The sequence below is a fragment of the Cupriavidus necator genome (assembly GCF_016127575.1).
GTDB lineage: Bacteria > Pseudomonadota > Gammaproteobacteria > Burkholderiales > Burkholderiaceae > Cupriavidus > Cupriavidus necator_D.
This window is the reverse complement of the sequence record NZ_CP066019.1, coordinates 1383204-1400979: the sequence shown is the minus strand read 5'-3', so window position 1 is coordinate 1400979 and position 17776 is coordinate 1383204. Positions and strand designations below refer to the sequence as shown.

Here is a 17776-nt window from a genome sequence, read left to right as displayed (position 1 = left end):
CGAGTTGGCCACTTTTTACAGCTTCGCGCGTCTCCGCGTATCGTTCCACGCCAGCCAACCAAAACGATGAGCATGCGCATCATGCCAAGCGTGGTGCCACGGTTGATGAGAATCATCGTGGTAGCGACACACGGCCTTGTGGAAAACGGTCGTGTCAATGAGCGGACGCAGATCAAATCGTCCGGAGATGTTTGCCGGGAGTGGATTTCCTACGATCTCACAAAGGATCTCCCAATCCCAGTCACTATCACAGGCAATGGTTAAGCTGCGGGGAAGGGTGTCGATCCACTGTCTGAGGTCATCTGTGAGTTTTGCACGATCGACGGCCGCATCCTGGAAACGCCCGAGCAGGGGTAGAACGTTGGCTCGTACAAAACGGCTGCAGTTATCGAGATCGAAATCCCGTAGTTCTCGGTAAAAAGCGTGCTGGCCATCCTCCGACACCATCCCGATGCTGATCAATTTTCGCTTAGTGAGATTGGTGAACTCGGTATCCAGGAATATCAGCATCGAAGGTCTAGACGGGCGAGGCATCTTCGAATCGGAGCCCACCGGACGTCTACAGGAATCATGCTTATAGGGATTCTCGCACGTTATACAAGTGCGTTGGAGGCAGAAAGGCATGCACGGAATGCAGAGGCGTCGACCTATTGCGCAATGATGTGCACGAGGTCTCAAAAGAAATCACAGAGTCACTTTCGGGGCTAAATCCGACGAATTCGTGCACACTTTTGCGTTGGAGCACTGACTGCACGCAGCGCTTGCTCCAGCCAGCGGCGCAACCTTCTTGATTTAACATAACACTTAGTCCCATCCGGAAAAAGCTCTGCGGGCTAGGCCAGACGCGGGGTCTGGGCTATCCGGAGGTGCTCGCAGAGCGTCTCAAAATTTGCGGCGAAACGGTCGAAAAGGCCGGTCCACACGCGCCGCGCATCCTCGCTTTTCGCCCGCTCACGGTTGGCAGCGGCGATCACTTCCATCGGATTCAGACCAAGGATTTCCGCCACGCGCACGGCGGTAAGGTCATCAAAAGCAGCCTTGCCCTGGCGGTACTGGCTGACGGCCTGACGCGACACGCCGAGGGACTTGGCAATCGCATAATCAGACGGCAGGTCAAGCCTGATCTTGACCGCGTCGACGTATTCAAGAGTAGTTTTCATCACTTTCACCCCTTTAAAAAAGCACTCCACCCGGGACGAAGGATAGTCATCGGGAGATGACTGTCAAGCGCAATGGAGGATGACGTCATCCATGCTTGACGTGTCATCCCAGGGTGACTACAGTTCACACCAGACGCGCCGCCGCCTGGAATCCCACCCGCCAGGGCCGGCCTGATCCGCTGGCAGGCGGCGCCTCTTCCCCGATGGGGATCTTCCAAATGGCAGGGTGAGGATAGAGGGGTGGTCACATGTCGTTACAAAATTCCCATACGCCGGGTCCGTGGTTCGCAACGTGGAACCACCAGAACGTTAAGAGCGCTGAGTCGATTTGCCATATCTATCCCGAGAGCCAGCGGGGCGACCGCTTCCTGATGGAAGTGGGAGTGGTGTACTGCGCAAGTCCTGGAACGGAGGCAGAAGCCAATGCGCGCCTGATGGCCACCGCGCCGGAACTGCTGGAGGCGCTCAATGCAGCGTATGTCGCGCTGGCCCGCCACGCCGATGATCCGAAGGTAGGCAAGGCGCTGGTGCTGGTCGGCAATGCCATCAACAAGGCGGAGGGCTGCTGACATGGCGCGAGAGAAAGCAGACGCGGGTGTGATCGCCTGGGCGCTGATGGTGCTGGTGATGGTGGTCTTCGCGATTGTGCATTGGGTGCTGTGACCATCAATGCCCGCGCTCAAACTCAATGAGGCCGAATTGTCGGCCCTGTCCGGCATGGACTACGCCGCCATCTGCATGTACGTGATGGCGATTCGTCCGCGCATGGACTTCCGCACCGGGGCCGTAGGACTGGCCCCGCGTATCTCCTGGCAGGCGCTCAAGGAATGGCTCTACATCGAGCCCAGGCCGGGCGTGAAGGCCACCATCCCCAGCATCGAGGCGATCCGCCGCATGGCGCTGCAGCTCGTTAAACACGGCCTGGTGCGCATCGGGTCGCGTGACAAGCAGCTCGTTTTTTTCTGTCCGCTCGCCGACACGGATAAAAACGTCCGAAAAAAAGCCGACAGTAAGCCGACAGGTCAATCCGACAGACAAGCCGACACCTCAGAAGGCAATAACGGCGCGGGTTTCAGGGAAGAAGCCGACAGAGAAGCCGACAGACCCGAAAACGCGAAAGCCGACACACATCCGGATACCGGTAACACCTTAAACCCTTCCCCCCCTACCCCCCAACGGCTTCGCCGCCGGGGGGAGTATCAACAGCCCCCCACGCCTTCGGCGCGGGAGGGCGAGCTGGACCCCCAACACCCACACGAACCCGAAGGCTTCGCGCCCTCAGAGGAACGCCACGGGCCGGCCGATGCGGTGGGGGAGGGCGCTGCGCGCCGGCTTGCAAAAGAGGGGGGCGGCCTCGCCTGGGAGGATCGGTTGCACTGGCCGATCGGCATCGCGCAGGCCAGAAGGGCCGACATTGCAAAAAAACTGTCGCCCATAGGCCCTGACCTATCCCAAGCGGTTTTAGACGAATGGCGGGGCGCTATCGAGGCCGGAGGCATCCGTTCCCCGTTCAAGTTCCTCGCCAGCCTGGTCGACAAGGCGCAGGGCGATGACTGGCTGCCCGAACACGCCGAGCGCATCCGGGCCCAGCGCGAGGGCGCAAGGGCTGCCGCCGCCGAAGCCGCGGCGCGGGAAGCGGCCTTTGCCGCCGAGGTCGCGGCGGGCCGCGCGGGCAAGCCGCCCGGCCGGCTCGCTGACCTGGTCAAGCCAAGAGCGCAGAAAGGGGTACGCCATGCGTGATGCCGCCGACAACGTGACGGGCGAGCTGTTGCCCGAGGTCGAAACGAAGCGCCGGCCTGGGCGACCGCGCAAGCCCGGCGCGATGACCAATGCCGAGCGCCAGGCCAAATACCGCGCGCGCCTCAAGGCGGACGGCATTTCCACGTACGCCGCGCCGGGCGTGCCCGACCTGATGCACCAGGGCGACGCGGACGAGCTCGCGGAAGAGCTGGCCGCCGTGCGGGCCGAGCTGGCCGAAGCGCACGAAACCATCGACGAGCTCAACGACGAGCTGATCGCGCTGCGCCGCTGGCGGCAGAACGCCATCGACTCCGGCACCGTGATTGCATCACTGCGTGGCGAGCTCGAAGCCGCGCGCAGCGGGCTCGCCAATTCCGTTACGACGAAACCCGTAACGGAATTGGGGTCGCCGGCGTCGCGATATGCGGAGAGCGAGTGGCCGTTCCCGATGCACAAGGACTGAATGGGTTTTCGTTACGCGTAACGGAAACGGATTTCGCGCCGAAAGGCGCCAACGTAGAGGGGAAACGAAGTGGAAGAGAGGTCTTTCAAGGATCGCGCCGATGCGGCGCTGCTGGTTTTCGGGAGCGTGCTGCCGCGCCCCGTCAAGGAACTGCTGCGGGACATGGCCGTGGCGCTGGATGAACTGAGGGAGCAAAAGCAATGACCATCCTGACCGAAATGCAGGCGCTGCTGGCCGCCGTGGAGAGCCTCAAGCCCCATGTGCGCGACACTGGCGATACGGCGTACGGCGCCGCCCACCACCAGGCCGAAATGGTCCTGGGCATGGCTGACGCCCAGCTCTCGCCGCCGACCGCGCCCACCGAGGCCATGCAGGCCGCTGGCGTAACCGCGTTGGCCAACATGCCGGCCAACACCACCGCCGCCGACATGGTTGCCGGCATCCTCAACGCCGCGCTGCTGGCAGGGCAGGGGGCCTAAGCCATGACCCAATGCACCTGCCCGGTGTGCGGCCAGGGCGCGCGCTGGTCTCCCATGAAAAACGGGCGGGTGTGCATCAACTGCACCGCGCCCGGTTGCGGGATCCAGCTCTTCGCGCGCTCTGACGAGGCCGACGAACGCATCCGCGAACGCTTCATCCTGGGCGATGGCGTCCCGTACGTACGTAACGTTACGGAAACCATGCCCGCCACGCCGGGGCCGGGCGCCCTGGAACAAGGGGAGCTATCCGTATGGGGGTGATCGACGCCAATACCATGGACATGCTCCGGCGCAAGGCGCACGCGGCGGAATCGGTCGAGCCCGAGGGCCTGCCGCTGCTGCCGGGCGAGCCGGAGCCGGTTGATCCCGCCGTCGAGTGGGAAATGTCCCTCACGCTGCTGGTCACGGTGCTGTCGCCGGCCTTGCCGTACCTGCCCAGCATCTACACGAAGGACACCATCAAGGCGCTGGCCGCCGCCATCGTGCCGGTGGCCGACAAGTACGGCCTCAACGTGGGCGGGCTCATGTCCGGGCCGGAAATCGGCCTGCTGCTGGTGGCGGGGCCGCTGGCGCTGTCCACGTACGTGGCGCACCAGGCATGGCGCGAACAGCAGGACGCCGAACGTACGGTGGACAACGCGCCGCCCGCTGAGGTGGTGCCGCCGCAGTCGCGGTCGCACCTGGGCGAGAACATGGAAGACACGGGCGGGCGCTTGCCTGCCGTAAGGGGATGACATGGCGGGAAGCCATAACACCGCACGAATCATTGGCGTCGTAGGGGCGTCGGGAAGCGGCAAGAGCCGATGGCTCAAGAGCGTACTGGATCGGGGCAACCCGCCGCGCCTGCTGATCTGGGATCCGCTGGGCGAATACGACCAGGGCGAGGTCATGACCGACCTGCGCGAGGTGGTCGAGGCCGTGGTCACGGCTGGCAGCGATGGGCCTTTCCGGATCGTCTACCGGCCCGGCAAGCGCAAGAAGACCTACCCGGACAAGTTCGACACGCTGTGCGAGCTGGTGTTCGCCGCGGGGAACCTGTGCCTGGTGGTGGAAGAGCTGGCGGACGTGACCGGACCGAGCCCGGCCGAGACGCCGGATTCGTGGTCGGTGCTGTCGCGCCAGGGCCGGCATGAGGCGCTGACCATTTTCGGGGTCACGCAGCGCCCGGCGCTGATCGACAAGACGTTCCTGGGCAACTGCACGATGATCCATTGCAGCCGCCTGAACGACGAGAACGACGTCCGCACCATGAGTCGGTATCTGGCGGTCTCGCAGGACCAGGTGCGGGCCATGGTGGCCGACAAGGACGCGGGCCGCTTTGACTTCATCGAGCGCGACATGCAGACCGGGAAAACCGTCTCCGGCGTGCTGCCGTCGCTGGGGAGCAACACCCCAAAACCCGTACGTAACGTACGTACGTTGGCCGAACCCGCGCCCAACGTAACGTAACGGGCGCCCCTTGCGCTGCCCCGCTTGGGTTGCCCATAGTGAAGGCTCAAGCGGGGGCTAGCCCCGACATTGCAGACACGCACTTTCGGGGAGAAAACCATGAGCGTGAAGGACATTGGCAAGGCCGTGGCGATGACCGCCATTGCGCTGGTCATCATCAATCAGGGCAAGAAGTTCCTGCCCGATTCCGTCGCCAAGCTGCTGGGCTAACGCCATGAGCGAGATCAAGAACGCAATCAAGACCACGGCGCTGGTGCTGGCCGTGATCTACGTCGCCCGCCGCGTGCCGGTGGCAAACCAAATCGTCGCCACCGCACTGGCCGGCTGAAAAGGACACCGAGAAATGGCAATCCTCCAACAACTGCCCCCGTTCCTGAACGTGGTCAACAGCGGCGTCGCCACGCTGCAGATCCCGCGCTACTCCAACACGCTGACCCGCATTGTGCTCGCCCTGGGCGGCACCGCGCTCACGAAGGCGATGATCACCGACATCAAGGTCAAGATCGGCGCCCGCACGGTGTACAACGTGAAGGGCTCCGCGCTGGACCTGATCAACAAGTACAAGGGCATCTACGACGATGCCAACTTCCTGACCATCGACTTTACCGAGCGCGACGCGCCGAGCATCGACGGCAAGGAAGTGGGCGGCTTCGACCTGACCGCGTGGCCGGATAACATGAATCTGGAAATCACCATCGCGGGCGCCACCGCGCCGACGCTGACCGGCTACATGTTCCTCACGCCGCCGCAAGGCCAGGGCGCGGGCGAGCTGATCCACAAGCTGCTGTATTTCCCGGCCTCCACCAGCGTGGCGGGCAAGTTCCCCATCAACTTCTCGGCCAAGGGTGCGCTCCTGAAGCGTATCCACATGATCTACACCGGCACGGACTGGACGTCGACCACGGACGGCAACCTGAACCGCGTCGAGGTCAAGAAAAACGGCCTGGTGGTATGGGACGCGACCAGCCGCGTGGCGCGCTTCATCGAGCAGGAACAGCGCAAGGTGCCGCAGCCCAAGCACTACTGCGTGGACTTCATTTTCGACAACAATCAGTCGGGCGCCCTCAAGACCGCCGATGCGGCGGCGCTGGAGTTCAATGCGTTCCTGACCGCTGCGGACGGCATCGACGTCTACGTCGAGTGCATCGACCTGCCGTTCAACCTGTAAGGGGGCGTCATGGGTGATTGGACCGACAGCATTCAGCCCCAGTCGTACTACACCGATCCGATGGTGAGTGCGGCGCCTGACGCCAGCGACCTGAACCCGCTGGCGCAGAGCGGGGCGGACCTGCTCAAGTACGGGCTGTCGCGTCTGATCGACGTGCAGACCGTGCGGGCGCTGCAGAACACCAACACGGCGGCGGTCATCACGCCGGGCGGTGCGGTGCTGACCACGGCGCCGCGCGGCTCCACGCCGGCGGCTGCGCTGTTCGGTGGTGGCCTGATGCCGCTGCTGGTGGCGGGCGCCGTCATCTACCTGCTGGCCGGGAAGCCCTGATGACTCCGGCCATGGGCGGGGCGGCATCTGCCGCCATGTACTCGAACCCGTACACCGCCGCCATCATGGGCGCGTCGCAGGTGCTGACCAGTACGCTGGGTGGCCCGGATGGCAATAAGGCGGCAGTGTCGGGCGGGGGCATGTTTGACCAGCATTTCGACGGCTCAGGCTGGACGGTAGCCACCGGAGGCAGTGAGGCGCGCGCCTTGCCGACGCTGACCAGCGCTGTGCAGGCGACGGCGGATAACGCGCTGTCGCTGTTAAATAACCCAATGGTGCTGCTGGCTGCTGCGGCGGTCGCCATCGCCTTCGCACGGCGCGGCTGATGGAAACCGTCATCAGGATCGAACCGGAAGCCTGGACGCCGGCACTGCTGGCCGAGGTTGACAGCGCGTTCGGCGCGCACGCCAAGAGCGACACCAGCCGGGGCCTGATGGCGCCGGCTGAGTGCGTGGCGGGCGGCACCTTCTGCCGGGTCTATCGGGACGGCGAGCCGGTGGCCTGGTATGTGCTGCGCGGACACCAGTACGCGCACGGCACCGAGGCCGAGATTGCGCTGGCCTATGGCGGCGCGGACTTTGACATTGTGGCCGGGGTGCTGCCGCTGATCGAGCGGCAGTGCGCGGCGTTCGATGCGATCCGCATCGAGACGTGCCGGCCCGGCCTCATCAAGAAACTGAAGCGCATCGGCTACGGCGTAGAGGCCGTGACGCTGCGCAAGCGGGGAAACCATGATTCTCAAGCCGTGGCAAGTTAAGCAGCTGGCGCTGGGCCTGCCGGCCACGCCTTGCAACCGGTCCAGCAGCAACGCCAGCAGCACGGCGGCAACCACGAACAACGTGGATCGCCGCACCGTCAACGATGGCGGCATCTCGGTGTCGGGCGACGGAAACCAGGTATCGGCCAACCTCAGCTACACCGATGCCGGCTCCATTGCGGCGGCGTTCGATTTCGCCAAGACGAACAGCGAAACCACCTACAAGTCCACTGCCGACGCGGTAGGGATGGCGCGAGACGGCCTCAAGCTGAATCTGGATCAGTCCAGGATCAACGCTGACGGCCTGCTGGCCGGCATGGGCAAGCTGATCGATTTCGCCAAGGACACGGCCAGCACCGCCAGGGCGGTGAACGAAACGGCCACACAGAACGTGGCGAAAGCCTATGACAACGTGCAGGAGATTGGCACCGGTCAGAAATTCCTTGTGGCCGGCGCGCTCGCGATCGCGGGCATCGTGGCCGTATCGAAAATGAAGGGGTGACCGTGGGCATCATTGAATCCGTACAGCAGTACGACCTGAACATCCCTGCGGGTGGTGCCCAGGCCATCGACGTGGCCGGGGACCGCGTGCAGTTCCTGTCGGCGGCAGACCCGTTCGCGCAGATCGAGATTCGGCCCAACTTCGCGCAGGGCAATATCAGCCTGAAGCCGGGGCAGGGCTTCCGATTCAGCGAGCAGGTAACGCGCTGGGTAGTGTTCAACCGGGGAAGCGTAGCGCTGACCGGATACCTGATGATTGGATCGGGGGACTTCTTCGACCAGCGCATTGCCGGCACCGTCGATGTGATCGACGGCGGCAAGGCCCGCACGCTGGGCGGCGCCGCGTTTCTGGCGTCCTTCAATACTATCGGTGACGCGACGCACAGGCCGACGCCGCAACTGTGGAACCCAGTCGGCAGCGGCAAGCGGCTGGTAGTGAAGACGGCAGACGTATCGAGCCAGACCGCACAAGCCTTTGGCATGACGTGGAAGAACAGCGCGATTGGAAGCGCGAACGCGGCGTGCATTGTGCCAAAGAAGTGGGGCGCGGCGAGTGTCGCGCAGGGCCGCGAAGACACGACTACAAGCCCAAGCGGGGAGGGGGGTCTCAATTCGATATTTACGTCCAATCTGGCCGCGAACGTGATCGCGCAGAAGGTGTTTCAGGAGCCAATTACGCTGGAGCCAGGGCAGGGCGTAATGTGGTTTGGCACGGCAAATAACACCAATCTGACAGTCACGGCGGAGTTCTTCGAGGAAGCGATCTGATGACGCGCTACGAGTTCGCGCTGCTGGCCTTGGCCGCCGTGGGCTACGTGGTGTGGCGCGACTGGCAGCGCAGCGAAGAGCCGGGCGCGCAGTCGCCGGACTTCATCGACCAGGCCGAAAACCTGTTTTACGACGCCACCGAAGGCAACTTCTTCGGCGGCACTGAGGACACCGACATGGGGCAAGCACAACTGAATCGCGCCGCCTTCCTGCTGACGATTCGCACCGGGGAGGGCACCGCAGGCAATGACGGATACCGCATGCTGTTCGGCGGCGGGAAGTTCGATTCCTTCGCGGATCATCCGCGCCAGGTGGTGACCGCCCTGTCGAACGGCAAGCCGATCAGCAGCAGCGCGGCAGGCGCCTACCAGTTCCTGCGCCGCACGTGGGACACGCTGGCCGCCCGGCTGGGCCTGACGGACTTCTCGCCGGCCAGCCAGGACGCGGCGGCGCTGGAACTGATCCGCGAAGCGGGCGCCCTGGGTGACGTGGACGCGGGCCGCTTCGCGCTGGCGGTGCGCAAGGTGCGCAAGATTTGGGCGTCCATGCCCGGCGCCGGGTACGGCCAGCCGGAAGTGGCGCTGGAACGATTGCAGGCCGCATATCAAGCGGCAGGGGGTGTAGTGAATGGCTAAGGCAGCGGCAGGGGGCGGAGGCCCGGATTTGCTTCTGATTGCAGCGGTGGGCGCGATGGCGTTCCTCGCGCTGCGATCGCGCGCCGCGACGGCGGCCACAGGCGTGCCGATGGGCACCGCGGCGCAGCTGCGGCCTGACTACAGCGCGCAGCGGAATATTGCCTACGCCTCCGCAGGCGCGGGGCTGGTGTCGAGCATCATCGGCGCGTTCCGTTCGGGCTCGCCGGATGCCGTGATCAGCGGCGCGCCGGTCACGGGCGTGTTCGGCGGCGGGCTGTCCAACGCGCTGGAATACAACGCGCAGAACGGCTACATCGGCCAGCTCGGCATTGACGCCACGGATGGCTGGACGCCGGGCCAGTTTGGCAGCATGAACGGTGCCTACACGTTCGGCTCGCAGGTGGAGAGCCCGAGCCTGGGCAACTACCTGGGCTGGGCCACGGGCGGCTGACATGAAAGACACGACCGCCAAGCTGTTGCTCGCCGGCGCCGCCATCGCGGCGATCGCCTATGTCGTAAAAAAAAACGGCGGGATTCAGGGTGTGGCTGCGGGTGCAGCGAGCGCCCTGGTGGGGGCGGTGGGGGATGCGGCCAGCGGGGCGGTGCTGGGTATCGGTGACGTGCTGGGCGTGCCCCGCACGGACATGACCGAGTGCGAACGCGCGCTTGCCGAGGGCCGCACCTGGGATGCGTCGTTTGCCTGCCCGGCTGGCACGTTCATCAGTTCGCTGGTGGGCAGCGACCGCACGCCGGATTATTCGATGGACGGCTACGCCGGCACGTTTGCCGCGCGGCCTGCCAATGCGTGGACTGTCACCGAGAACGCGGGCGGTGCGGCCTTTGTGTACCCGCGAGTGAGGAAAGCACAATGAAATTTCTGCAACGTTTGCGCGAGCCGTCCACCATGGCCGGCCTGTCCGGTCTGGCGGTGATCGTCGGCGCCAATCCGACCAAGGTCAATGCCGTGTCCGCGGTGGTCGCCGCCGTGCTGTCGGCGCTGGCAGTGTTCCTGCCGGAAAAGGGCCAGGCCGAGTAATGGACGCGCTGACGGTCGATGCGCTCAAGTACCTGGTCACGGTGCTGATGGGGGCCGGGGCCGCCTACGGTGGCATCCGTGCCGATCTGCGCAACATGCGCAAGGACATCGGGAGGGCGCATGAACGCATCGACCGTCACATCGAGGGGCACCGATGAGCGGCCGCGGCTGGATACCCACGCCGGCTGAGATCGGCCGGGAAACGCTGATTGTGATCGGCGGCGTCATCTGCGCCGCCGTCATCCTGTCGCGCTTTCCGGGGCTCAAGACGTGGATCGCTGATCAAGGGACGGTCACGCTGAAGGACCAGCAGGGCCGCGTTTTGTGGTGACAACAGGAGAGAGCATGGCAACCAAGAAACGACGTACGCCGCCGCGCAAGGCCAACGGCCAGTTCCGGAAGCGCAAGAAGCGCTAACCAGGTATCGCGCTGCACAGGGGATTGCCCGGCTTTAGGCCGGGTTTTTTTCGTTACACTGCCGGAAAACAACGGGAGGGGTTATGCGAACGATGTTGACGGGAGTGATGATGCTGGCGCTGGCGGGCTGTGGGCTTCGCTATGTCGGCACCGAGGACCAGATGCAACAGGTGGCGCGGGGCACCGCGGAAATGCTGAAGAAGAACCCGTACGGCGATATGGTTTCCGGCGCTGGGACAGCGGCTCACATGGCGCTGTCCATGACCATGGGGCAATCGCAGCAGGCAGAGGAAAAGCGCGACATATCGGGCCAGCCGTGCGTGCAGATGTTCACGGGATGCTACGTGAGTCAGGACAGGCCGGCAGATGGTGATAAGTATTCGATGGAGTCATTCACCGGCCTGCCCAACAACTTCTACAAAAACACGTCCATCGGCAAGGACTAGGCTTGCATCTGGCCGGGTTCCGGCAGCGGCGTGACACTGGCCGGCCCGACCGGCGCCGGTTTCGGCTGCGCGCGTCGTGGCCGGAGCTGGATCACGTCGCCGCTGACAATCCCCAGCTTCGGCAGGAGGTGGGCATAGCCCATCTGGCGGGCCATCTCGTCGCGCTCAAGCTTATCGAGCCGAAGCACGTGCACGGTCCACCAGGGCGCCGGGCGCTTGCCTGACTGCCAGGCGCGCGCGGTGGCAGGGGTGACCCGCAGATAGCGGGCGAGATATTCGGGAGGGATGCTGCGCGCCCAATGGGCGAATTCGGAGGGGATTGCGTATTGTTGTTGTGGCATTTGTGACCCATGACGAAAAAACCCCACGGTGCCGGGTGACACGTGGGGGATAAATTGTCGACGCGCTTGGAAATCGGTGCTTAGGTGCCCGGAGAGCCGCGCCAGTATTGGGTTGCAGAGCTACGGATGGGATTTGACATAACACTTATTATGCGCGCATAGAATGTAGCGGCTAAGCGGTAATGTCCGGTTCTGGCTAAGTTCAAATGTCCGAGTTTGGCAGGCGTAAGCTTGACGGCTTCCAGCGCGCGGGAGCCCGTCATGCCAGCAGGAGCCATTACCATGACGATGCGGCAGATCGACCGGCGCAAGGTCCCTGCGAGAAACTTGAGAATCCTGAGAAAGTTGAGTAAAGTGCAGGTGCCAATCCCGATCCGTCCTGGCGTTGGCTCTAGCGTCGTTAGCCCAAGATCGGTTGTCCTGTGCGCGATCTGATCGCGAAGCGAGCATCCCCCCCGCCTTCGCCCCGCCCCGGGTTGTCATCTGATGGAGTTTGATATGACACCGCGTACCCACGTGCCGGCCGCCATTGCGGTCGGCCCCCAACTGGTCGAGAAATTGGTCCACGACATCGACGAGCAACTGGAACACACCATCGACGTGGGCGAACGTGCCCGCGTGATGGACATCGTGCGCCAGTGCCTGACGGCAACGCTCGGACACCCCGGCTCGCCGGCGGCAGATGTCGAGAACCGGCTCGCCGTGTCATATCTGAAGCCCTCGGAGGTCATTGCACAGGGTCTGGTGGCCATGTCGCAGGCGACACTATACCGCGCAGTGGAGGATGCACGCTTTTACTGTGTCACCCCGCGCGGCAAGGCGATCGGCCGCGCCTTCCCGGCCTGGCAATTCGCGCCGCCGGTGCCGGAGCTGCTGGTTCCGGTGCTGCGCCAGATGAAGAACCTGCCGAGTAGCGAAATCCATGCGTTCTGGGTCACCCCGGTCGATGCCTTCGACGACCTGACGCCTGCCGAAATGCTGGCGGGCAAGGCGTTCCAATCGCGCGCGGCACTTACCGCCGCGCAGCGTGGCCACCTTGCACAATCCGCCGGCGAGCGGCAGGGCTGGGTGATCGCGCAGTTGACCGCGCTGCCCTCGCGCAGTTCGGATCTGATCAGCTGATGTCGACGTCAAAAATCATTGGGACTTGACTGGCGATGGAGCGCCGGTCGGTTTCCGGTATCCGTCGCGCAAGCACAAGAGCCACCTGGCACTGGCCATCCAGTCCGATTCGCTTGAGCAATGGCGCTGCCAGGTCGATATACGGGTGACGCCGTTCGCGGACATGCCGGAGTTCGAAGCGTTGCGCGCCGACGCGAACTACGCCGCCCCGTTCGAGGGCGGGTTTTTGTTGGACTGAAGCCGACTGCTCGGCCACGCCTTTTGCGGAGCCACAGGAATTCCGCATATGGTAAGGCCGAATTTGGGAGGCATAACTGGCCGATGAAGCCTTAACCGAGAAACCGCCGATGCCCACCAACCCCGCCCAGGACTCAAACCGCGCCGCTGACGCAACCACCACACGTGGCACGGCTCCAGAGGTTCTTCGGGCGTTCCTGAAACTTGGCCTGACTTCGTTCGGCGGCCCGATCGCGCACCTCGGTTACTTCCGAGCCGAATTCGTCGAGCGCCGCCGCTGGCTGGACGACAAGAGCTACTCGGACCTGGTCGCGCTGTGTCAATTCCTGCCGGGGCCAGCCAGCAGCCAGGTTGGCATGGCGCTGGGGCTGCAGCGGGCGGGCTGGCTTGGCGCGCTGGCCGCCTGGATGGGCTTTACCCTGCCCTCTGCGATTGCACTTGTCCTGTTTGCCTTTGGCATTGCGCGCTGGTCCGGCGTTGCGGATTCCGGGGCAGTCCACGGCCTGAAGGTGGCGGCCGTGGCGGTTGTCGCACAGGCGGTATGGGGCATGGCCAGGTCGCTGTGTCCGGACCGGCTGCGTGCCGGCATCGCGGTCGTGGCCGCGCTTCTGGTCCTCGCGGTGCCAAGTGCGGTGGGCCAGGTTGCCGCCATTGTGCTGGGTGGCCTGGTTGCGCGCTGGACCTTGCAGCTGAACCATCTGCCTCCTGCCCAGCATCTCAACTACGGTGTGAGTCGCCGGGTCGGCGCTTTGCTTCTCGCGTTGTTCGGCGTGCTGCTGGTGCTGCTCCCGGCCCTTGCCGCAATGACTGGTTCGATGGCGGTGTCGGCCGTGTCGGTCTTCTACCAGGCCGGAGCGCTGGTTTTCGGGGGTGGGCATGTCGTACTGCCGCTGCTGCAGGCTGGCGTGGTGCCCCCTGGCTGGGTCGGCAACGATGCATTCCTGGCGGGCTACGGCGCAGCACAAGCAGTTCCGGGTCCCCTGTTCACCTTTGCCGCGTACCTCGGGGCGCTCTCGCCCGCGCCATTGGGTGGATGGGTGGGCGCGCTGGTACTGCTTCTCGCGATCTTTGCGCCGGCGTTCCTGCTGGTGGCCGGCGCATTGCCGTTCTGGGAAAGCCTGCGCCAGCGCGACGGGGTGCAGAGCGCGATGGGTGGCATCAATGCAGCCGTCGTTGGCGTACTGGCCGCCGCGCTGTACGACCCGGTGTGGACCAGCGCGATCCACTCGAAGGCGGATTTCGGCCTGGCGCTGGCGGCCTTCGGCTTGCTCGTCTACGGCCGCGTGTCCCCCGTACTGGTGGTGGCCGGCGCGGCGCTGGGTGGGTGGATCCTGGCGCTCTAGCCGGGGATCCGCCAACCCAGGTCGCCACGCTCAGATCACGGCACGCTCACCAACACCGCCGCGGCCGGATCCGCCGCCGCATCGCCCTCCATGACGATCAGCTTCGCTGGCGCGGCGCTTTTTGGCGAAAGCGTCGTCACGACTTCGCGCAGCGGGCCAATGGCGGTGCCGTTGGCCATGCCGGCCGCATTGGTGCGGAAGCTTGCCACGGGCGTGGCCTGCCCTGCGACATAGACGCTGTACGTGGTTTGCGGCTTCAGCTTGAACAGGGATACTTCCAATGCGTCGACGACACCGAGATTGCGCGCGACCACAAAGCCCTTGGCATCGCCACGGACCGGTTTAAGGGCGATGTTGACCGGATCGCTGTTCGCTCTCTGCACAAGGTTGGCGGTCCCGTCGCCGCCTGGCACTGCGTTGGAGACATAGACCAGTGCCTGCGGCGCCTGGCCAACCGGCACGCGGGTCGTGACCTGGTTCGTTGCGGTGTCGATCACGTCGACGGCGTCGCCGTTTTCCAGCCCGACATAGATGCGTGAACTGTCATCGGCAGCCCAGATGCCGTGCGGCAGCGCGCCGACCGGAATGGTCGCGACCAGCCGCGGTTCGGCCTCGGTGGTGAATACCTTGACCACGTTTTCGCCGCCCACTGTCACATAGGCGAACGTGCCACGCGCGGTCCTGGCAAAGGCAAGGTGATTGGTGATGAAGCCGGAGTCGAAGACGCCCTTCACTTCCAGTTTCTCGGTGTCGATGCGGGTGACCTTGCCCACGTCCTTGTGCGTCATCCACACCTCGCGGAAGTCCGGCGTGAACTGCAGGAACGGTGAGAACGGGCTGGTGACACTGAGGCGCTTGACCACCTTGTGTGCCCTGACATCGATGACATCCACCACGGGGTTGAAGCTGGACACCACGAAGGCGAGCTTGCCGGCAGGATGGAACAGCACCATGCCCGGCCCTGCCGTGGTCTGGATGCGGCGGGTTTCCCGGAATGTCACCGGGTTGATGACGGAGATATAGTCTTCGCCGCGCACGACTACCCACACCTCTTTTCCATCCGCGGTAAAGAAGCCCTCATGCGGTGAGCGGCCGATATAGGCAATGCCCTTGACCTTGTTGGTCGCGGTATCGATGAACGCGACGGAATTCGAGCCGTTCGAGATCGCGATCAGGGTCCGATGGTCGGGCGAGAAGCCAAGGCCGTGGACATTGAGCTCGCCCTTGTAAAGCGGCGACAGCACGTCCGGCCGCGCGTTGCCAAGGCGGATCTGCCCAAGCAAGGTGTTGCTCGCCGGATTGATCACTGAAACGGTGTTGCTGTTCTGGTCGGCGGTGTAAACGCGATCCTGTGGCTGCGGCGCGGCGACTGCGAGAGGCGCGGCCACGGCAAGGATAAGGGCATGTCTTTTCATGATTCGGTCCAGAAGCGGGCGGTGTATGTCCGCCGGTTAGCGAGGATTGGTGGCGCCAGGTGCCCTGGCCTGGCTGCGCTGGAGCCAGGCCTGCATCAGGCGGATCTCGTTTTGCTGCTCGGTGATGATGGCCTGTGCAAGATTGCGCAACTCCGGGTCTTTGCCATACAGCAGCAGCGCCTTGGCCATGTCGATCGCGCCCTGGTGGTGCGGAATCATCATGGTGACAAAGTCGTGGTCGGGGATGCCGTTCATGGCTGCCTGCGCCATACCGTGATCCATTACGGCCATGGCGTCACCCATCAGGCCGGCAAACGGTTTTGCGGTGCTGGCGACAAAGGGCGGCGGCACCTGCCCCGCAGTGGTTTGGTGATGGTGGTGGGTTTCCTGGGCTGGCGCGGCAAAGCTTGCAGCCCATAGAAGCAGCGCCGGCACGATGCGTGCCGCGGTGCCGACGCCATTGCTTGGGGTTCTCCGTTGCATTGCAGGGTCTCCTTTCTACCGGGCCTGGCGTTAGCCGGCGGCCGGGGGGTACCTGCGTATACACATGGAGGGCGTGGACTATTCCATGGAAAGCCGGATTTTTTGCGGACCAGCCGCTGGACAGGCCTGCGATGCATGACGCAGCCCCACCCTCCCCTTACGGGGTATCCGCCCGTCCCGGCGCACCGTCCAGGGCCGCCAGTATCCGAAACGCTGCCTTTACCCGCTCCGGTACCGGGAAGTTCTTGTTCGCCAGCATCACGATGCCAATCCGCTTCGCCGGCACAAAGACCACGTAGGCGCCAAAGCCATTGGTCGAGCCGGTCTTGTTGACCAGCACATCGGCGGGCGATGACAGCGGCGGCTCCAGCCGGCTCACCTGGTTCGCCTCGAGCACGACCTGCGGTGAACTGCCGGCCAGCACGCTGTCGACCCGTGTGGGCCAGGCGTACATTTCCCAGCCCAGCCCCTGCACCATGTCGCCGACCTTGAAGTACCCGGTGTGCGTCCCGGCAATGGCACGCCGCAGCTTGTCGTCCAGGCCGGCACTGTCGATGTTGGCTTCGACAAAGCGGATCATGTCGGCCGCCGTGGTTTTCACGCCGTAGGCTTCGGCATCCAGCACGCCGGGCGTCACGCGGACCGGCTTGCCGTCTTTCGAATAGCCATAGGCGTAGTCGCCCATGCGCGCCTTCGGCACCCTGATGTAGGTGTGGGCCAGGCCCAGCGCCGGGAACAGCGTCTTCTCCATCAGGTCATCGAAGGGCTGGCCCATGCTGCTGGCGGCCAGGTAGCCGAACAAGCCGATGCTGGGATTCGAATACTGGCGATGGCTGCCGGCGGCATATCTGGGGCGCCAGCCCCGGAAATAGTCGACCATCGTCCTGGTATCGGTGACCGCATCCGGAAACTGCAGCGGCAGGCCGCCGGCGGCATAGGTGCCGAGGTCGAGCAGGCTGGTCGCGCCCAGGCTGCTTCCCGCAAGCGCCGGCAGGTATTTCCCGGCAGGGTCGGCCAGGGACAGGGTGCCGCGGGCCTGTCCATAGGACGCGAGCGTCGCGGTGAAGGTCTTGCTGACCGAGCCGATCTCGAAGAGCGTGTCGCCGTCGACCTTGCGCCGGCCCTCCTTCGCCGCGACGCCGTAGTTGAAGACGTAGCGCTTGCCGCCGGCCGTGACGGCAACGGCCATGCCGGGGACGCCGTGCGCCGCCATCAGGGGGCGGATGGCATCGTTCACAGCGCGTTCTATCTGGCGCTGGCCGACACTGTCGGCGGCACTGGCATTGGCCGCGAAGAGGCTGCAAGCCATGGCGATGGTGGCGATGCGGGCAACAGGAATCCGTTTCATATCCGGCGCTTGGCGATCATGCTGGGGGGGCGGCGCCGGACCATGGCGGTGCGCGCCCGTGGCGGCACGGACGCGCAACTGGAGCGGCTGCAGAAGGACAAAGCTTAACAGCCGCCGCCGTCGCATGTGGAGTCCCGC

The 17776-nt window shown here is 64.5% G+C and carries 31 protein-coding genes; 25 read left to right on the top strand and 6 right to left on the bottom strand.

All coding sequences use genetic code 11. The annotated features are described in order from the left end of the window. Positions 1-15: 15 nt before the first annotated feature. Together I6H87_RS25490 and I6H87_RS25485 are read right to left on the bottom strand one after the other, a co-directional pair. On the bottom strand, positions 16-510 hold the full coding sequence (locus I6H87_RS25490) for a 3'-5' exoribonuclease (RefSeq protein ID WP_011617160.1): 495 nt from the start codon (positions 508-510) through the stop codon (positions 16-18). Between the two features lie 323 nt (positions 511-833). Next, a complete protein-coding gene (locus I6H87_RS25485; RefSeq protein ID WP_011617158.1) occupies positions 834-1160 on the bottom strand; it encodes a helix-turn-helix domain-containing protein in 327 nt (108 codons plus the stop codon). Positions 1161-1408: 248 nt separating this feature from the next. On the opposite strand from I6H87_RS25485, the gene I6H87_RS25480 reads away from it, so the two are divergent. The 21 genes from I6H87_RS25480 (at position 1409) to I6H87_RS25385 (ending at position 11349) form a co-directional block, all read left to right on the top strand. Further along, positions 1409-1729: an XkdD/Y8K6 family phage-associated protein gene (locus I6H87_RS25480; RefSeq protein WP_011617157.1), complete on the top strand. Its 321-nt coding sequence runs from the start codon at positions 1409-1411 to the stop codon at positions 1727-1729. Between the two features lie 100 nt (positions 1730-1829). Then, a complete protein-coding gene (locus I6H87_RS25475) occupies positions 1830-2900 on the top strand; it encodes a hypothetical protein (protein ID WP_011617156.1) in 1071 nt (356 codons plus the stop codon). Continuing rightward, the gene (locus I6H87_RS25470; RefSeq protein ID WP_011617155.1) at positions 2893-3363 is read left to right on the top strand and encodes a hypothetical protein; all 471 of its coding nucleotides are present in this window, start codon (positions 2893-2895) and stop codon (positions 3361-3363) included. Before I6H87_RS25475 ends, I6H87_RS25470 begins: the two co-directional genes overlap by 8 nt. A 69-nt stretch (positions 3364-3432) precedes the next feature. After that, a complete protein-coding gene (locus I6H87_RS34755) occupies positions 3433-3567 on the top strand; it encodes a hypothetical protein (RefSeq protein WP_255266280.1) in 135 nt (44 codons plus the stop codon). Beyond that, positions 3564-3842 carry a hypothetical protein gene (locus I6H87_RS25465; protein ID WP_011617154.1) on the top strand — a complete coding sequence of 93 codons (279 nt, stop codon included), beginning with the start codon at positions 3564-3566 and terminating at the stop codon, positions 3840-3842. The genes I6H87_RS34755 and I6H87_RS25465 overlap by 4 nt, the downstream gene beginning before the upstream one ends. A gap of 3 nt (positions 3843-3845) precedes the next feature. Continuing rightward, positions 3846-4103 (top strand): hypothetical protein, encoded by a 258-nt coding sequence (locus tag I6H87_RS25460; protein ID WP_136227861.1) that lies wholly within the window; start codon positions 3846-3848, stop codon positions 4101-4103. Next, positions 4094-4576, top strand: a complete 483-nt coding sequence (locus I6H87_RS25455; protein ID WP_011617153.1) for a hypothetical protein — start codon at positions 4094-4096, stop codon at positions 4574-4576. The genes I6H87_RS25460 and I6H87_RS25455 overlap by 10 nt, the downstream gene beginning before the upstream one ends. 1 nt (position 4577) lies before the next feature. Then, positions 4578-5291 carry an ATP-binding protein gene (locus I6H87_RS25450; protein WP_011617152.1) on the top strand — a complete coding sequence of 238 codons (714 nt, stop codon included), beginning with the start codon at positions 4578-4580 and terminating at the stop codon, positions 5289-5291. Between the two features lie 343 nt (positions 5292-5634). Further along, the gene (locus I6H87_RS25445) at positions 5635-6459 is read left to right on the top strand and encodes a major capsid protein P2 (RefSeq protein WP_011617149.1); all 825 of its coding nucleotides are present in this window, start codon (positions 5635-5637) and stop codon (positions 6457-6459) included. A 9-nt stretch (positions 6460-6468) separates the two neighbouring features. Continuing rightward, complete coding sequence (locus I6H87_RS25440) at positions 6469-6789, top strand: hypothetical protein (protein ID WP_011617148.1); 321 nt, start codon at positions 6469-6471, stop codon at positions 6787-6789. Beyond that, positions 6789-7115, top strand: a complete 327-nt coding sequence (locus I6H87_RS25435) for a hypothetical protein (protein ID WP_041688089.1) — start codon at positions 6789-6791, stop codon at positions 7113-7115. Before I6H87_RS25440 ends, I6H87_RS25435 begins: the two co-directional genes overlap by 1 nt. Next, positions 7115-7546 (top strand): hypothetical protein, encoded by a 432-nt coding sequence (locus I6H87_RS25430; protein ID WP_011617146.1) that lies wholly within the window; start codon positions 7115-7117, stop codon positions 7544-7546. Before I6H87_RS25435 ends, I6H87_RS25430 begins: the two co-directional genes overlap by 1 nt. Then, on the top strand, positions 7521-8048 hold the full coding sequence (locus tag I6H87_RS25425) for a hypothetical protein (RefSeq protein ID WP_011617145.1): 528 nt from the start codon (positions 7521-7523) through the stop codon (positions 8046-8048). The genes I6H87_RS25430 and I6H87_RS25425 overlap by 26 nt, the downstream gene beginning before the upstream one ends. A gap of 2 nt (positions 8049-8050) precedes the next feature. Then, complete coding sequence (locus tag I6H87_RS25420) at positions 8051-8815, top strand: hypothetical protein (RefSeq protein WP_011617144.1); 765 nt, start codon at positions 8051-8053, stop codon at positions 8813-8815. Then, positions 8815-9450: a glycoside hydrolase family 24 protein gene (locus tag I6H87_RS25415; RefSeq protein ID WP_011617143.1), complete on the top strand. Its 636-nt coding sequence runs from the start codon at positions 8815-8817 to the stop codon at positions 9448-9450. Before I6H87_RS25420 ends, I6H87_RS25415 begins: the two co-directional genes overlap by 1 nt. 28 nt (positions 9451-9478) lie before the next feature. Then, positions 9479-9901, top strand: coding sequence for a hypothetical protein (locus I6H87_RS25410; RefSeq protein ID WP_011617142.1), 423 nt, complete (start codon positions 9479-9481; stop codon positions 9899-9901). 1 nt (position 9902) lies between these two features. Further along, on the top strand, positions 9903-10322 hold the full coding sequence (locus I6H87_RS25405) for a hypothetical protein (RefSeq protein WP_011617141.1): 420 nt from the start codon (positions 9903-9905) through the stop codon (positions 10320-10322). After that, on the top strand, positions 10319-10486 hold the full coding sequence (locus I6H87_RS25400; protein WP_167686592.1) for a hypothetical protein: 168 nt from the start codon (positions 10319-10321) through the stop codon (positions 10484-10486). The genes I6H87_RS25405 and I6H87_RS25400 overlap by 4 nt, the downstream gene beginning before the upstream one ends. After that, positions 10486-10644, top strand: a complete 159-nt coding sequence (locus I6H87_RS25395) for a hypothetical protein (protein WP_011617140.1) — start codon at positions 10486-10488, stop codon at positions 10642-10644. The genes I6H87_RS25400 and I6H87_RS25395 overlap by 1 nt, the downstream gene beginning before the upstream one ends. Then, the gene (locus I6H87_RS25390) at positions 10641-10817 is read left to right on the top strand and encodes a hypothetical protein (protein WP_011617139.1); all 177 of its coding nucleotides are present in this window, start codon (positions 10641-10643) and stop codon (positions 10815-10817) included. The genes I6H87_RS25395 and I6H87_RS25390 overlap by 4 nt, the downstream gene beginning before the upstream one ends. 169 nt (positions 10818-10986) lie before the next feature. Beyond that, positions 10987-11349: a hypothetical protein gene (locus I6H87_RS25385; RefSeq protein ID WP_041688087.1), complete on the top strand. Its 363-nt coding sequence runs from the start codon at positions 10987-10989 to the stop codon at positions 11347-11349. On the opposite strand, the gene I6H87_RS25380 is transcribed toward I6H87_RS25385, so the two are convergent. Continuing rightward, positions 11346-11690 carry a hypothetical protein gene (locus I6H87_RS25380; protein ID WP_011617137.1) on the bottom strand — a complete coding sequence of 115 codons (345 nt, stop codon included), beginning with the start codon at positions 11688-11690 and terminating at the stop codon, positions 11346-11348. The genes I6H87_RS25385 and I6H87_RS25380 overlap by 4 nt on opposite strands. A gap of 498 nt (positions 11691-12188) precedes the next feature. On the opposite strand from I6H87_RS25380, the gene I6H87_RS25375 reads away from it, so the two are divergent. The 3 genes from I6H87_RS25375 (at position 12189) to chrA (ending at position 14392) form a co-directional block, all read left to right on the top strand. Next, positions 12189-12812, top strand: coding sequence for a hypothetical protein (locus I6H87_RS25375; RefSeq protein WP_010809350.1), 624 nt, complete (start codon positions 12189-12191; stop codon positions 12810-12812). 25 nt (positions 12813-12837) lie between these two features. After that, positions 12838-13050: a hypothetical protein gene (locus tag I6H87_RS25370; protein ID WP_011617135.1), complete on the top strand. Its 213-nt coding sequence runs from the start codon at positions 12838-12840 to the stop codon at positions 13048-13050. Positions 13051-13159: 109 nt separating this feature from the next. Next, positions 13160-14392, top strand: coding sequence for a chromate efflux transporter (chrA, locus tag I6H87_RS25365; RefSeq protein WP_010809352.1), 1233 nt, complete (start codon positions 13160-13162; stop codon positions 14390-14392). A gap of 35 nt (positions 14393-14427) precedes the next feature. Here the strand turns inward: chrA and I6H87_RS25360 are convergent, their stop codons facing one another. The 3 genes from I6H87_RS25360 to ampC form a co-directional block, all read right to left on the bottom strand. After that, on the bottom strand, positions 14428-15807 hold the full coding sequence (locus I6H87_RS25360; protein WP_011617134.1) for a YncE family protein: 1380 nt from the start codon (positions 15805-15807) through the stop codon (positions 14428-14430). Positions 15808-15843: 36 nt separating this feature from the next. Then, positions 15844-16290 carry a CopM family metallochaperone gene (copM, locus tag I6H87_RS25355; RefSeq protein ID WP_011617133.1) on the bottom strand — a complete coding sequence of 149 codons (447 nt, stop codon included), beginning with the start codon at positions 16288-16290 and terminating at the stop codon, positions 15844-15846. Between the two features lie 157 nt (positions 16291-16447). Then, positions 16448-17599, bottom strand: coding sequence for a class C beta-lactamase (ampC, locus tag I6H87_RS25350; RefSeq protein WP_231881511.1), 1152 nt, complete (start codon positions 17597-17599; stop codon positions 16448-16450). Here ampC and I6H87_RS34520 point away from each other — a divergent pair. Next, positions 17492-17746: a hypothetical protein gene (locus I6H87_RS34520; protein WP_231881523.1), complete on the top strand. Its 255-nt coding sequence runs from the start codon at positions 17492-17494 to the stop codon at positions 17744-17746. The two genes, ampC and I6H87_RS34520, sit on opposite strands and share 108 nt — an antisense overlap. The last annotated feature ends 30 nt before the right edge of the window (positions 17747-17776 follow it).

Bases quoted from the DNA above. Each gene is read 5' to 3' on its own strand.
- I6H87_RS25415 (WP_011617143.1), top strand. From the start codon at position 8,815: ATGACGCGCTACGAGTTCGCGCTGCTGGCCTTGGCCGCCGTGGGCTAC.
- ampC (WP_231881511.1), bottom strand. From the start codon at position 17,599: ATGGCTTGCAGCCTCTTCGCGGCCAATGCCAGTGCCGCCGACAGTGTC.
- I6H87_RS25480 (WP_011617157.1), top strand. From the start codon at position 1,409: ATGTCGTTACAAAATTCCCATACGCCGGGTCCGTGGTTCGCAACGTGG.
- I6H87_RS25360 (WP_011617134.1), bottom strand. From the start codon at position 15,807: ATGAAAAGACATGCCCTTATCCTTGCCGTGGCCGCGCCTCTCGCAGTC.
- I6H87_RS25385 (WP_041688087.1), top strand. From the start codon at position 10,987: ATGCGAACGATGTTGACGGGAGTGATGATGCTGGCGCTGGCGGGCTGT.
- I6H87_RS25455 (WP_011617153.1), top strand. From the start codon at position 4,094: ATGGGGGTGATCGACGCCAATACCATGGACATGCTCCGGCGCAAGGCG.
- copM (WP_011617133.1), bottom strand. From the start codon at position 16,290: ATGCAACGGAGAACCCCAAGCAATGGCGTCGGCACCGCGGCACGCATC.
- chrA (WP_010809352.1), top strand. From the start codon at position 13,160: ATGCCCACCAACCCCGCCCAGGACTCAAACCGCGCCGCTGACGCAACC.
- I6H87_RS25405 (WP_011617141.1), top strand. From the start codon at position 9,903: ATGAAAGACACGACCGCCAAGCTGTTGCTCGCCGGCGCCGCCATCGCG.
- I6H87_RS25395 (WP_011617140.1), top strand. From the start codon at position 10,486: ATGGACGCGCTGACGGTCGATGCGCTCAAGTACCTGGTCACGGTGCTG.
- I6H87_RS25440 (WP_011617148.1), top strand. From the start codon at position 6,469: ATGGGTGATTGGACCGACAGCATTCAGCCCCAGTCGTACTACACCGAT.
- I6H87_RS25475 (WP_011617156.1), top strand. From the start codon at position 1,830: ATGCCCGCGCTCAAACTCAATGAGGCCGAATTGTCGGCCCTGTCCGGC.
- I6H87_RS25470 (WP_011617155.1), top strand. From the start codon at position 2,893: ATGCGTGATGCCGCCGACAACGTGACGGGCGAGCTGTTGCCCGAGGTC.
- I6H87_RS25430 (WP_011617146.1), top strand. From the start codon at position 7,115: ATGGAAACCGTCATCAGGATCGAACCGGAAGCCTGGACGCCGGCACTG.
- I6H87_RS25390 (WP_011617139.1), top strand. From the start codon at position 10,641: ATGAGCGGCCGCGGCTGGATACCCACGCCGGCTGAGATCGGCCGGGAA.
- I6H87_RS25465 (WP_011617154.1), top strand. From the start codon at position 3,564: ATGACCATCCTGACCGAAATGCAGGCGCTGCTGGCCGCCGTGGAGAGC.
- I6H87_RS25485 (WP_011617158.1), bottom strand. From the start codon at position 1,160: ATGAAAACTACTCTTGAATACGTCGACGCGGTCAAGATCAGGCTTGAC.
- I6H87_RS25435 (WP_041688089.1), top strand. From the start codon at position 6,789: ATGACTCCGGCCATGGGCGGGGCGGCATCTGCCGCCATGTACTCGAAC.
- I6H87_RS25380 (WP_011617137.1), bottom strand. From the start codon at position 11,690: ATGCCACAACAACAATACGCAATCCCCTCCGAATTCGCCCATTGGGCG.
- I6H87_RS25375 (WP_010809350.1), top strand. From the start codon at position 12,189: ATGACACCGCGTACCCACGTGCCGGCCGCCATTGCGGTCGGCCCCCAA.
- I6H87_RS25490 (WP_011617160.1), bottom strand. From the start codon at position 510: ATGCTGATATTCCTGGATACCGAGTTCACCAATCTCACTAAGCGAAAA.
- I6H87_RS25425 (WP_011617145.1), top strand. From the start codon at position 7,521: ATGATTCTCAAGCCGTGGCAAGTTAAGCAGCTGGCGCTGGGCCTGCCG.
- I6H87_RS25400 (WP_167686592.1), top strand. From the start codon at position 10,319: ATGAAATTTCTGCAACGTTTGCGCGAGCCGTCCACCATGGCCGGCCTG.
- I6H87_RS25445 (WP_011617149.1), top strand. From the start codon at position 5,635: ATGGCAATCCTCCAACAACTGCCCCCGTTCCTGAACGTGGTCAACAGC.
- I6H87_RS25460 (WP_136227861.1), top strand. From the start codon at position 3,846: ATGACCCAATGCACCTGCCCGGTGTGCGGCCAGGGCGCGCGCTGGTCT.
- I6H87_RS25450 (WP_011617152.1), top strand. From the start codon at position 4,578: ATGGCGGGAAGCCATAACACCGCACGAATCATTGGCGTCGTAGGGGCG.